This is a genomic window from Candidatus Kryptobacter tengchongensis (genome assembly GCF_001458555.1).
Taxonomy (GTDB): Bacteria; Bacteroidota; Ignavibacteria; order Kryptoniales; family Kryptoniaceae; genus Kryptonium; species Kryptonium tengchongense.
The window spans coordinates 1-11,491 of the sequence record NZ_CZVH01000060.1; the positions used below are offsets into that span (position 1 = coordinate 1).

General features: G+C 35.5%; 14 protein-coding genes. 6 read left to right on the forward strand and 8 right to left on the reverse strand.

Going from position 1 to position 11,491, the window contains the following annotated elements:
• The 3 genes from AT685_RS05395 to AT685_RS05405 all read left to right on the forward strand — a co-directional run.
• On the forward strand, nt 1-394 hold a 394-nt coding region (locus tag AT685_RS05395), incomplete at its 5' end, for an MqnA/MqnD/SBP family protein (protein ID WP_320409076.1).
• A 17-nt stretch (nt 395-411) separates the two neighbouring features.
• Nucleotides 412-1,773 carry a magnesium transporter gene (gene mgtE, locus AT685_RS05400; RefSeq protein ID WP_072150732.1) on the forward strand — a complete coding sequence of 454 codons (1,362 nt, stop codon included), beginning with the start codon at nt 412-414 and terminating at the stop codon, nt 1,771-1,773.
• 1 nt (nt 1,774) lies between these two features.
• On the forward strand, nt 1,775-2,308 hold the full coding sequence (locus AT685_RS05405; RefSeq protein ID WP_072151851.1) for a flavodoxin family protein: 534 nt from the start codon (nt 1,775-1,777) through the stop codon (nt 2,306-2,308).
• Here AT685_RS05405 and AT685_RS05410 read toward each other — a convergent pair.
• The 8 genes from AT685_RS05410 to AT685_RS05445 all read right to left on the reverse strand — a co-directional run bounded on the left by AT685_RS05410 (nt 2,270) and on the right by AT685_RS05445 (nt 8,419).
• The gene (locus AT685_RS05410) at nt 2,270-3,124 is read right to left on the reverse strand and encodes a LiaF domain-containing protein (protein ID WP_072150730.1); all 855 of its coding nucleotides are present in this window, start codon (nt 3,122-3,124) and stop codon (nt 2,270-2,272) included. The genes AT685_RS05405 and AT685_RS05410 overlap by 39 nt on opposite strands.
• 62 nt (nt 3,125-3,186) lie before the next feature.
• Nucleotides 3,187-3,786 carry an RNA polymerase sigma factor gene (locus AT685_RS05415; protein ID WP_072150729.1) on the reverse strand — a complete coding sequence of 200 codons (600 nt, stop codon included), beginning with the start codon at nt 3,784-3,786 and terminating at the stop codon, nt 3,187-3,189.
• Between the two features lie 2 nt (nt 3,787-3,788).
• On the reverse strand, nt 3,789-4,535 hold the full coding sequence (locus AT685_RS05420; RefSeq protein ID WP_072151852.1) for a ZIP family metal transporter: 747 nt from the start codon (nt 4,533-4,535) through the stop codon (nt 3,789-3,791).
• Between the two features lie 12 nt (nt 4,536-4,547).
• Complete coding sequence (locus AT685_RS05425; protein ID WP_072151853.1) at nt 4,548-5,960, reverse strand: Na+/H+ antiporter NhaC family protein; 1,413 nt, start codon at nt 5,958-5,960, stop codon at nt 4,548-4,550.
• A complete protein-coding gene (locus AT685_RS05430) occupies nt 5,957-6,463 on the reverse strand; it encodes a thioredoxin family protein (protein WP_072151854.1) in 507 nt (168 codons plus the stop codon). The genes AT685_RS05425 and AT685_RS05430 overlap by 4 nt, the downstream gene beginning before the upstream one ends.
• Nucleotides 6,460-7,083 carry a uridine kinase gene (udk, locus tag AT685_RS05435; RefSeq protein WP_072151855.1) on the reverse strand — a complete coding sequence of 208 codons (624 nt, stop codon included), beginning with the start codon at nt 7,081-7,083 and terminating at the stop codon, nt 6,460-6,462. The genes AT685_RS05430 and udk overlap by 4 nt, the downstream gene beginning before the upstream one ends.
• On the reverse strand, nt 7,080-7,820 hold the full coding sequence (locus AT685_RS05440) for a pseudouridine synthase (RefSeq protein WP_081040605.1): 741 nt from the start codon (nt 7,818-7,820) through the stop codon (nt 7,080-7,082). Before AT685_RS05440 ends, udk begins: the two co-directional genes overlap by 4 nt.
• Nucleotides 7,817-8,419, reverse strand: coding sequence for a YqaA family protein (locus AT685_RS05445; RefSeq protein ID WP_234696254.1), 603 nt, complete (start codon nt 8,417-8,419; stop codon nt 7,817-7,819). The genes AT685_RS05440 and AT685_RS05445 overlap by 4 nt, the downstream gene beginning before the upstream one ends.
• Nucleotides 8,420-8,562: 143 nt before the next feature.
• Here AT685_RS05445 and AT685_RS05450 point away from each other — a divergent pair, with 143 nt between their 5' ends.
• From AT685_RS05450 to AT685_RS05460, 3 genes are all read left to right on the forward strand, one after another.
• Nucleotides 8,563-8,778, forward strand: coding sequence for a CDGSH iron-sulfur domain-containing protein (locus AT685_RS05450; RefSeq protein ID WP_072151859.1), 216 nt, complete (start codon nt 8,563-8,565; stop codon nt 8,776-8,778).
• Nucleotides 8,779-8,844: 66 nt separating this feature from the next.
• Nucleotides 8,845-10,590 (forward strand): ABC transporter ATP-binding protein, encoded by a 1,746-nt coding sequence (locus tag AT685_RS05455; RefSeq protein WP_072151856.1) that lies wholly within the window; start codon nt 8,845-8,847, stop codon nt 10,588-10,590.
• Between the two features lie 21 nt (nt 10,591-10,611).
• Nucleotides 10,612-11,491 (forward strand): ABC transporter ATP-binding protein (locus AT685_RS05460; RefSeq protein WP_143713139.1); only part of this gene is annotated, 880 nt, incomplete at its 3' end.

An 11,491-nucleotide genomic window follows, 5' to 3' on the forward strand; every position in this document is an offset into this window, starting at 1 on the left:
AATTGGAGACCATGCGCTTTTTGAGAAAAGTGGTTATGAATCTTATATTGATCTTGGGGATGAATGGAATGACCTAACAGGTTTGCCATTCGTTTACGCATTATGGGTTGGGAGAAGAGAAAGTTTGAGCGAAGATGATATCATGGCTTTAATAAATTCAAAAGAATATGGAACTCAAAACATTGATGTGATCTCTCATGAGGCAAGCGTAAAATATGGCGTTGATTTTGAATTTTGTAAGTCGTATTTGACGCAAAATTTATATTATGATCTTGGGGAAGCTGAAATTTCGGGGATGAAGGAGTTTTTTACATATGCGTTTTATTATGGCGTGATTGAATTCATACCTGAGATAAAGTTTTACGAGTTTGAAAAGAAAACAACGAAAAAATAAAGACAGGGTTTATCAAGATGAAAACAATGCTTATTTTACTGCCAGATATAAGGGAGCTGATTCAGGCTGAAAGAAATGAAGAACTTATTGATATCCTTGATGATTTACATCCAGTTGACATTGCGGAGATAATCTCAGAGTTGCCAGCAGATGAAAAGGTGAAACTTTTTAAACTTATTCGTAAAGAAAAAGCCATTGAGGTTTTTGATGAACTTGATGAAAATGATCAGATCTTGATACTTGAGCAGCTTCCAATTGAAGATAGGGCATTTATTCTAAATGAAATGTCCCCAGATGAAAGAGCGGACTTGTTTGAGGAGTTAACTGTAGATAAGTCCCAGGAATACGAAGCTTTGATGACCGAGGAAGCAAGGCGTGAGGTTGAGATTTTAACTGCTTATCCTTCCGAGACCGCAGGTGGGTTGATGACAACAGAGTTTGCATCCGTTGTTGAAAGTATGACCGTTGGCGAAGCGATAGAGTTTTTAAGGATGACAGCTCCAGATAAAGAGACAATTTATTCAATCTATGTCACAAGTGAAAAAGGGGTTCTTGTAGGTGTGGTGCAACTTAAAGATTTGATTCTGTCCGACCCTAAAAGGAAAATAAGCGACATAATGGATGAGAAGGTTATAAGTGTTGAAGTTGATACCGACCAAGAGGAAGTTGCTTCAATTATGAAGAAATATAATTTGACTGTAATTCCTGTTGTTGATAAATACCGAAAACTTATGGGTATAATCACTGTTGACGATATAATTGATGTCATTCATGAGGAAGCGTCCGAAGATATTGCAAAAATGGTTGGAACGCAGCTTGAGGACATTGAGACATTGCTTTCGCCTTTGAAATCCGCAAGATTGAGAATGCCATGGTTGATTTTAACTTATATTGGTGAGATAATAGTTTCTTTCATCGTAAAATATTTTGAGCCAACATTACAACAGATTATAGCTCTTGCCTCTTATATGCCACTTATCGCAGCTATGGGTGGGAATGTGGGAACGCAGGCATCAACGATTTGTGTTAGGGGTCTTGCGACCGGGAGCATAAAAATGAACGATTTGAAGAAAGTCCTTGTAAAGGAAACACTTGCTGGTTCCATTATGGGATTGGTCTATGGATTTGTTCTTGCAACTATCACGCTACTTGTTTACGGGCTAAAATATTCATTTGTTTTACCTGTATCTGCTTTCGTTGGATGTCTTGCTTCAATGACTTTTTCCTCAATTATGGGGACCATTGAGCCATTTGTTTTAATAAAACTGAAGAGAGATCCCGCAACTGCGGTAGGTCCACTTGTTTCAACTGGAACTGATATGTTAAGCTCAGCAACTTATCTTACCATTGCAACATTATTATTAAAATTGTTAGGTTAGAGTGAAAGTTTTGCTCGTCTATTTTTCATTTACGGGAAACACGGAGAAAGTTGCATTTAGTATTCTGGAAAATCTTCAAAAAAACGGGGTTAATTGTGAGGTTTTTAAAATTGAACCTGTATTAAAGTTCAAATATATTTTTTGGCTTTTTCTCTCATTTATCCCGTCTTTACCCTTTCCGATTAAGAATTTAAAACTTCTTAAGATAGATAATTACGAAGCAATAATACTTGGAACGCCCAAATGGACATTTAACTGTCCCCCTGTAACTTATTTTATTAGGTTTTTAAAACGGGTCAAATTCAAATCATCAATAAAAATTTTTTTCTTTCTCACCTACGGTGGTTTTGGCGAGGATGCTTATATTAAAAAGTTGAAACGAAAATTTGAAAAATCAGGATTTACCGTTTATGCTATGGAAAAGTTTAGAAGAAGTGAGATTATAAAAGGTGCGGTGGGTGAGAGAATTCAGAAGTTTTGCTTAAAGATTTTAACTTCAATCAATCCATCTTACCCTCACATTTCCGAGACCTGATTCAATAAAGATATTAATTTTTTTCTGTGCATTCTCATAGTTAAAGCTTATAAATTTATCGCCCCTTTTATAGAAATTGTCAAATTTTCTTGATGAGAGAAAACTTGAAGGTGAGGTTATAATTGCACCAACTTCTTTTGGCAGATATATATCAAGATTACCAAAGCCTAATTCAAAATTAAGCTCACCGTCGTTAAGTAATTCACCTGATAGATCAATATCAAAAGAGCCCATTCCACCGGAGAAGTTAAAACTTCTAAATTTTGCATTACCAAGTTTTTCACCGTCAAATTTTGCAACGCCTGCTTCAATTTCAAGTTTTCTCATTGTTATTTTGTTTGGGCTTGTGAATTTAAGCTTCGTACTGCTTACGCCAGTTGAAATTTTTAAATTTTTCAAACTTAACCCCCCAAGTTCAATGTTTGCTTTGCTGGCTCCAAGCGTAATATCAAGTGTTGTCGGGATATCGTTGCAAAGTTTTATATACCAACTTTCATCGCTTGAGATTTCTCTGGATGAAACTTTCGTTATTTCAAACTCAAGATACCCAATCCCTTCCTCAACAAAGTAATCAATGTTTACGAGATTTTTTGTCGTAGTTTTTTCAGAGTAGCCATCAATCACAGCTATTTTATCATCACTTCCCGGCAGGATATAGAAAACACCAGTACCACCAGAAATTTTTATTTTCAATTCTTTTTCATTTTTCCTCGGTATCTCTTTATGAAACCTTGTCTGAAAAATTTTTTCATCGTTTGCCCTGACTATCTGAATTAAAAAAATTAGGAAAACTATTTCAAGTTTATGGAGTTTCAAATTGGCGTATTCTTTGTTTTGTGTTCTATGTTATTTTTTTACGGAAAAAGGAAAGTACAGTTTCAGTAATGTTTTAATTTATCTTTCAACTTTTTGTAAAGCAACTCCCTTGCTCTGAAAATATGCACTTTAACCGTTCCAAGTGGAAGTTTAAGCTCTTTTGCTATCTCCTCGTAAGATTTATCCTCAAAGTGTCGCATTATGATAACCTTGCGATAGTGTTCTGGAAGAGAGTTGATCGCCTCGTAAATTATCTCGTTTTTCTGCTTCTGAAATAATTCACGGTCGGGAACATTGCTCCAGTCTGGGATCTCGCGCTGGATGGAATCATCTTCAAGCTCGTATTCTTCATCAAGTGAATAAGTTGAAATTTTCCTCTTTCGGACGAAATCAATGCAATGATTTGTCGCAATTTTGTAAAGCCAAGTTGAGAATGAAAATTCCGATTTAAAACTTGAGATTGAAGTGAAGGCTTTAGTGAAAATTTCTTGGACAAGATCGTCGGTTTCGCTCTTATTTCTAACGATGCGGTTAACTATTGTCTCAACTTTCTTTTTATATCTGTTCATCAATTCAACATAAGCTAATTCATCACCTTTTACGGCAAGTTTTACAAGTTCTGTGTCAGTTAATTTTTTGTATTCTTTCTTTATTTCTTTCATATTCAGTGAATTACTTTGTGTAAGAAGTCGGAGGTCATGTAAAAAAACAGCATCCCGAAGAAGACCGCAATTGGAGCGAGCTTTGTTTTTGAATTATTAATCTCGGGTATTAAATCAGTAGTTCCAACATATAAACCAACTCCGGAGATGAACGCAAAGAAATACCCGGTGAGTTTTTCGCTTATTGCAGGTATAGCAAGTCCGATCAAGACACCGGCAAATGTGGCAAATCCAACGATTGAAGCGAGCAAAAGCGATGTGCTAACTTTTTTACCCGATGCTGAAATAATTGATGCTACAGTCATACCTTCGGGAAATTTGTGAAGGAAAACACCGATGAAAAGCAGAAGCCCAATCACATAATTAAATTTTAAGCCAATTGAGATTGACATTCCATCAAAGAAAGCGTGAATGAAAAGACCTAAAAAAATAGAATAGCTTGCTGTTTTTGAAATTATATGTTCAGTGTGAGTTTCCTCGCCAAAATGTAAGTGTGAGACGATGGCGTGTTCAAAAAAGTGAAGTGTTGCATATCCAAGCATAATTAAAATTGGTGCTGTTTCACCTATTGAGTTGATTGATTCAGGGACAAGTTGCGTCAGCACGAGGGCAACTATGAAACCAGCTCCAAAAGCAAGCATATAATCTTGAAGTTTTTGGGGCCATTTTCGCGTAAAAAATATAATTAAACCACCAAGTATTTCAGCAATCGTTGCTATCAATCCAAGTGTTAGAATTAAAAGTGTCATTTTTTTAGTTTTTTAGTTTAAGATAAAACCAAAGATGGTAAAAAATATCAGGGCGAAAGAAGCGGCTGTAATAGCATACGGAAGTTGTGTTTTAACATGGTCAAGATGATCGCAGGCAGATGCCATTGAAGAAACTATCGTCGTATCTGATATTGGGGAGCAGTGATCTCCAAAAACTCCACCGCTTAAGACGCTTGCTATGATAAGTGATAGGTTAGAGCCAAGCGCAATTCCAGCGGGGACAGATATCGGGATCATTATAGCAAAGGTTCCCCAGCTCGTTCCAGTTGAAAAAGAGATAAAACATGAGGTTAAAAAAACTATGCTTGGTAAAAGTTTTGGATTTATGAATTTGCTTACAATATGAGCAACATACTCACCTGTTTTTAGCTCTTTACATACCGCTCCAATTGCGAAAGCAAATGTCATCAAAACGGCAAGTGGAATAAGCCCTCCCATGCCTTTGAGTGTAAGTTCAATTGTTTCGCGAATTGATAGAATTTTTTGAATTTTATAAAGAAATCCCGCTACGAAGATTGATGTCATCACGGACCAAAGGACAGATGTTGAACCAGAGCCATTTGTAATGTTTCCATTTCCAGTTATGTAAAGTCCAATGGGCATCATCAATATCATCGTCAAAATGGGAATAATCATGTTTCTTGCTTTTGGGTTTGCATCAGATTTTGGAGGGATATTTATCACTTCATCGGCGATGAGAGGCATCGCTCCATCTGCAATTACCTTTCCCTCATGTATTGCTCTTAATTCTGCCTTTTTCATTGGTCCAAAGTCAAATCCTGTGAGTCCGATGAATAAAACAAGAAGGATTGCGAAAATTGCGTAAAAATTGAAAGGCAAGGCAGAAATAAAAAGCTGAATCTCATTTTTAACACCAACTTGTGTGAGCAATCCAATCACATACGCACCCCACGCGTTAAGTGGTATCATAATGCAAACAGGGGCTGATGTTGAGTCGCAAATATAAGCAAGTTTCTCCCTTGATATTTTGAATTTATCAAAAATTGGTCTTGACACTGTTCCTGTGACAAGGCAGGTTATGCTTGATTCAACAAATATGCTCATCCCGATAGCCCAAGCGAAAATTTGTGCTTTTCTTCTTGAATTTATAAAACTGCGCCTTGAAACTAAGTTTATAAATCCCTGAACCCCACCCGAGCGTTGAGTTAGGGCGATTAAGGCTCCAACAAGCGCACTGAAAATTATAACTCTCGTATTTGCAGGCTCTTTGAAAACATTTATTATCGCATCAATAGAATTAACAAGTCCAAGTAATGGGTTGAATTCAGATAAAATAGTCCACCCAAGCCATATTCCAATGAAAAGTGAAATATAAACCTGTTTGGTTATCAAAGCCAGAATTATCGCAAAGATGGGTGGTAAAATTGAAAGCCATGTGTTCATTTGAGCTCGTTCAAAATTTTTGCAATATGTTTGATAAGTGTACCCTGCGGATGCTCAACTATTCGTCCGATCTCCTTGTCGTTTTTGAAAAATATAAATGTTGGGACTCTCGTTATGTTATATTTGTCAGTTAAACCCTTTAACTTTTTATCTCTATCAAGCCCGATAACTTTAATATATTTTCTTGAGATGCCTGCTTCGTCCATTATCTTCATAAACTTTGGGAAATATTCTCTGCTGTCTGGACACCAAGTCCCTATAAAAATTAGCACATCAAATTTGTTAGCTTTTGATTTTATCAGGCTGAAGCTCTCGGGATCTTCAACAACATATTTAGAATATCCATCGCCGTACCATTTGAAATTTTCATTTTCAAGCAATTGGATTGGAAATTCGCCGATGATTATTTTTGAGTTGTTTCTTTCAACAATGTGATATCTTTTGCTTGCGCATGAGTTTAAAATCAAAGAAATAATGATCAAAACTGTTGAGATTTTTTTCATTTTTTATCCTCCAGCATTGTTTTTATTCTTGAGACCACCATTTCAATTGCGACTTCATTTTCCCCACCTCTTGGAATGATTACATCAGCCCACCTTTTGCTTGGCTCAACGAATTCAAGATGTGATGGTTTAACAGTTGAAATATATTGATTTATTACGGATTCAAGAGATCTTCCCCTTTCAATTATATCTCTTTTAATTCTTCTTAACACTCTTTCGTCTGCGTCTGTATCAACGAAAATTTTTATATCCATCAAATCACGCAGTTCCTTTTCAACAAAGACAAGTATCCCCTCAATTACGATCACATCTTTGGGCTCAATATGTCTTGTCTGTTCAAGTCGTCTGTATGTTGCAAAGTCGTATATTGGTATATCAACGGGTTGATAATTTTTTAATTTCTTAACATGTTCAATTAAAAGTTTTGTGTCAAGTGCATCTGGATGGTCAAAGTTAATTTCTTCAGCTTTTTTGCCTCCAAATTGAGAGATGTCTTTGTAATAACTATCGTGTTCAAGGATTATGACTTTATCTGTTCCAATTTTTTGCGCAATTTTCTTTGCGACGGTTGTTTTTCCAGAGCCAGTGCCACCGGCTATTCCAATTGTAAGTGGTCTCATTTAAAATATGTTGGTGCAATTTGTTTTAATTCCTCTTTATTTAAAAATCTCCATTCCCCAGGTTTTAAATTTTTATCCTCAAAATTTCCAATCTTTATTCTAACAAGGTTTTCAACTTTATAGCCGAGTTTTTCAAACATTCTTCTAATCTGTCTATTTTTGCCCTCAACTATTTCAATTTCAACCCAGCATGTTTTTGGATTTGTTTTGACAATTTTTATATTTGCGGGCATCGTCGTATAAATTTTTCCATTTACTTCAATTTCTATCCCGAGCTTAAGTTTTAACAAATCTTCTTGTTTTATCTTTTTGTTGAGTTTTACAAGATATGTCTTGGGAACTTTTGATTCCGGGTTTGTGATAAAGTCGGCAAATTTATTGTCATTTGTCAAAATTAAAAGTCCACTTGTATCTTTATCAAGTCGCCCGGCTGGGGCAACCCATGTATCAAGTTTAACTATATCGTAAATGGTTTTTCTGTTAAGTTCATCTCTCCTTGTTGTTACAATTCCTTTTGGCTTGTTAAGGATTATGTAGATTTTTTCTTTTTGTTTTAGAATCTGTCCATCAATGGCGATTTTATCTTTTTTAAGGTTAACTCTGTAAGATGGATCTGTTATAATTTTTGAATTCACGCTGACCCTGCCATGTTTGATTATTTCCCTTGCGATGTTTCTTGATGCATACCCAAGCTTTGAAATTGCCCGTTCAAGTGAAACTCCTCTTTTCATTCTCATTTGAGATATTTGATTAAAGTGAAACCAAGAATCAAAAGTGTGATGAATGCAATTGTCAGCCAGTCAAAGTATTTATCAATAAATGTTTTAACTTTCGGACCAAAGAAATAAATTAAACCACCGACGAGAAAAAATCTTGCTGGTCTGCTCAATGCGGATGCCAAAACAAGTGTATAAAAGTTAATTTGAAAGGCGCCAGCAGCAATTGTGAAAACTTTATAAGGTATTGGTGTGAATCCAGCAATCACAATAGCGACGAATGCGTTTTTATCATACATAATTTTAACCGTGTTGTATTCATCTTGAAGATGGTAAAATTCAATGATTTTCTTTCCGATTATCTCATAGAACTGTAGCCCAAGTAAATATCCGAACATCCCACCAAGCACTGAGCCAGCCGAACAAATTAGAGCGTATCTAAATGATAACTGTGGCTTTAAAAGGGCAATTGCGATTAAAAGAACATCTGGCGGAATTGGGAAAAATGAGGATTCTGTAAATGCGATTAAAAACAGAGCAAGTCCAGCATAGGGTTTGTCGGCAAAGTTCTCAACCCATTTTTTCAACTCAAACAAAAATTTTGATATTCTTCGCATCATATTTCTTCTTTGCTTTTAACTTGAAACAAATTAAAAATGTTAAATTTGAAATTCAAGTTTAGATAAAATCCTTCGTTAACCATCAAAATTTGTAAAAATTACCAATCTTTGTTAAGTTTAATCAAAAAGAGGTTACCACAATGATTAAGATAAAGGCAAGTGAAAATGGTCCATATCTGATTGAGATAGAAAAAGGGAATTTTGAGATTGAAAAAGATGAAAGGAGCGAGGTAATTGAAAAGAAGACAATCGCTCTTTGTAGATGTGGGGGCTCACAGAATAAGCCTTTTTGCGATGGGACACATAAAAAAATTGGTTTTTCGGCAGAGGGCGTGATCATAAAGGTAAACATAAAATAAGATTTTATCCTCTGCTGTTATAAGTGAGATTGGTTGTGAAAACTAAAATTTTTTTCTTAAAACTTTATGCGTTCACTCCTTGAGCTCAAACCGTATCTTTTAAAATATAAGAAATTGCTCACGCTTGGAGTTTTAGCAATTCTTATCAGTGAGGCATTTTATGTTTTGATTCCAATTTTAATTGGGCGAGCGATTGATAGTTTAAAATCTGGAGTTACAGGTGAAAAACTTCTATGGTTTGCTTCTCTTGTAATTGGTTCAACTCTTTTGAGCGGTATAGCTTCCTTCTTTGTGAGGCAAACTATAATCGTTGCTTCAAGGAAAATTGAATATGACATGCGAAATGATTTTTACCGTCATGTGCAAAGTTTGCATTATCTTTATTTCAGGGATAAAAAGATTGGCGATATAATGGCTTATGCAACGAATGATATCCCCGCTGTCAGAAACTTCTTGGGACCTGGAATAATGTATTCTGTTGAAACCGTAATTGAATTTGTTGTTATACTTGGGATTATGTTTTCTATGAATTTTAAACTTACGCTGGTAACTTTGATACCACTTCCGTTGATTTCCTATTTGGTTTACAAAATCGGGAAAATTGTGCACGAACGATATGAGGATATACAGGAACATTTTGGAACTATTACAACTGTGGCGCAGGAAAATATCTCCGGAATAAGGGTGATAAAATCTTATGTGCGAGAAGACTACGAGATTGAAAAGTTTAGGAAGTTAAGTTTTGAATATATGCTAAAGAACATAAAACTTATAAAGATTCAATCACTGACATATCCGTTGATGATTTTGATAACTGGAATTTCAATTATACTTGTTGTTTGGTATGGTGGTTATCAAGTTATAAAAGGTATGATGACGCTTGGACAAATAACATCGTTTTTAATTTATCTTGGTTATCTGATCTGGCCAATGATTGCGTTTGGATGGATTGTAAATTTGACGCAAAGGGCATCAGCCTCAATGGATAGATTGCTTGAGGTTTTCAAGGTTGAGCCAGAGATCAAAGACACAGAAGAAACTGATTTCTCAATTAAAGAGATAAAGGGTGAGATTAAGTTTAAAAATGTATGGTTCAGGTATCCAGACTCCGAAAATTATGTTTTGAAAAATATAAATCTTGATATAAAGCAAGGACAAACGGTTGGAATAGTTGGTTATACTGGAAGTGGAAAGACAACGCTTGTGAATTTAATCCCGAGGTTATTTGACCCTGATAAAGGGGAGGTTTTAATAGATGGAGTTAATGTTAAGAAAATTCCACTTAAAGTTTTAAGAGAAAGTATCGGATATGTTCAGCAGGAGGTTTTCTTGTTTTCTGATACGGTAAAGAATAATATAACTTTTGGGGTGGATGGAGTAAGCGATGAAAAAGTTTTTGAAGTTGCGAAGATTGCACATATTTATGATGAGATCATGGAATTTCAGGATAAGTTTAATACCATCATTGGGGAAAGGGGCATAACTTTATCTGGTGGGCAGAAACAAAGGCTATCTCTTGCAAGGGCTTTGATAAAAGATCCAAAAATTTTAATACTTGATGACTCATTCTCTTCAGTTGATGCTTACACAGAAGAGACGATCTTAAAAAATCTAAAAGAATTTAGAAAGGGAAGAACCACGATAATTATAAGCCACAGGATAACCGCCGTTAAAGATGCAGACTTCATCATTGTTCTTGACGATGGTGAAATAGTTGAACAGGGAACGCATGATGAACTTATTGAACTTGGCGGGGTTTATGCGGATCTTTATCAAAAACAGATACTTGAAGAAGAACTTGAAAAAATGTAAAACAAATTTTTTACGCAGTTTATGCATGATTTTAGGGAAGATGAAATAGTTGGCAAGGCGTATGATTCAAGGTTGATGAAACGACTTTTAAAATATGTTAAACCGTATTGGAAACAAGTTGCTATCTCGGTCATACTTGTTTTAATACTTGCAGTGTTAAATCCATTACGACCTTACATAACGAAATTTGCGATAGATGATTATATCTTGAAGTCAAATTATTCAGGACTTACAAAATTAGCAGTGCTTCTTTTCGGCATCTTGCTTTTGCAGGGGATCTTACAATATCTTTTAAGTTATGTAACTGAATGGATTGGTCAGAAGACAATTTTTGACTTAAGAATGGAGATTTTCAGCCATTTGCAACGGCTTGCCTTGAGATTTTTTGATAAAAATCCAACTGGACGACTTGTGACAAGGGTTACGAATGATGTTGAATCTTTAAATGAAATGTATTCATCCGGGATTGTTCTTGTTTTTGGGGATATATTTACAATTTTGGGGATTTTATATTTCATGTTTAAGTTAAGTTTTGAACTTTCGCTTGTCACTTTGAGCGTTTTGCCTTTGCTTTTTTATGCGACTTTTCTTTTCAGAAAGAAGGCGAGGGAGGCTTATAGGGAGGTAAGGGCGTTAATCGCAAGGATAAATGCTTTCTTACAGGAACATTTTTCTGGTGTGAGCGTGGTGCAGGTTTTTCACCGGGAGGAAGAGGAGTTTAAAAAGTTTGACAAGATAAACGCAAAATATAGAGATGCGAACATAAGGTCGGTTTTTTATTACGCTGTTTTCTTTCCCGCAGTTGAACTTATAAGTGCAATTGGGGTTGGGCTTATAATCTGGTATGGTGGTGGGGAGGTGATAAAGGGAACTGTCACAGTTGGAGTTTTGATCTCGTTTC

Coding starts and splice junctions, on each gene's coding strand:
- mgtE (WP_072150732.1), top strand. CDS start 412: ATGAAAACAATGCTTATTTTACTGCCAGATATAAGGGAGCTGATTCAG.
- AT685_RS05415 (WP_072150729.1), bottom strand. CDS start 3,786: ATGAAAGAAATAAAGAAAGAATACAAAAAATTAACTGACACAGAACTT.
- AT685_RS05420 (WP_072151852.1), bottom strand. CDS start 4,535: ATGACACTTTTAATTCTAACACTTGGATTGATAGCAACGATTGCTGAA.
- AT685_RS05425 (WP_072151853.1), bottom strand. CDS start 5,960: ATGAACACATGGCTTTCAATTTTACCACCCATCTTTGCGATAATTCTG.
- AT685_RS05430 (WP_072151854.1), bottom strand. CDS start 6,463: ATGAAAAAAATCTCAACAGTTTTGATCATTATTTCTTTGATTTTAAAC.
- udk (WP_072151855.1), bottom strand. CDS start 7,083: ATGAGACCACTTACAATTGGAATAGCCGGTGGCACTGGCTCTGGAAAA.
- AT685_RS05440 (WP_081040605.1), bottom strand. CDS start 7,820: ATGAGAATGAAAAGAGGAGTTTCACTTGAACGGGCAATTTCAAAGCTT.
- AT685_RS05445 (WP_234696254.1), bottom strand. CDS start 8,419: ATGATGCGAAGAATATCAAAATTTTTGTTTGAGTTGAAAAAATGGGTT.
- AT685_RS05455 (WP_072151856.1), top strand. CDS start 8,845: ATGCGTTCACTCCTTGAGCTCAAACCGTATCTTTTAAAATATAAGAAA.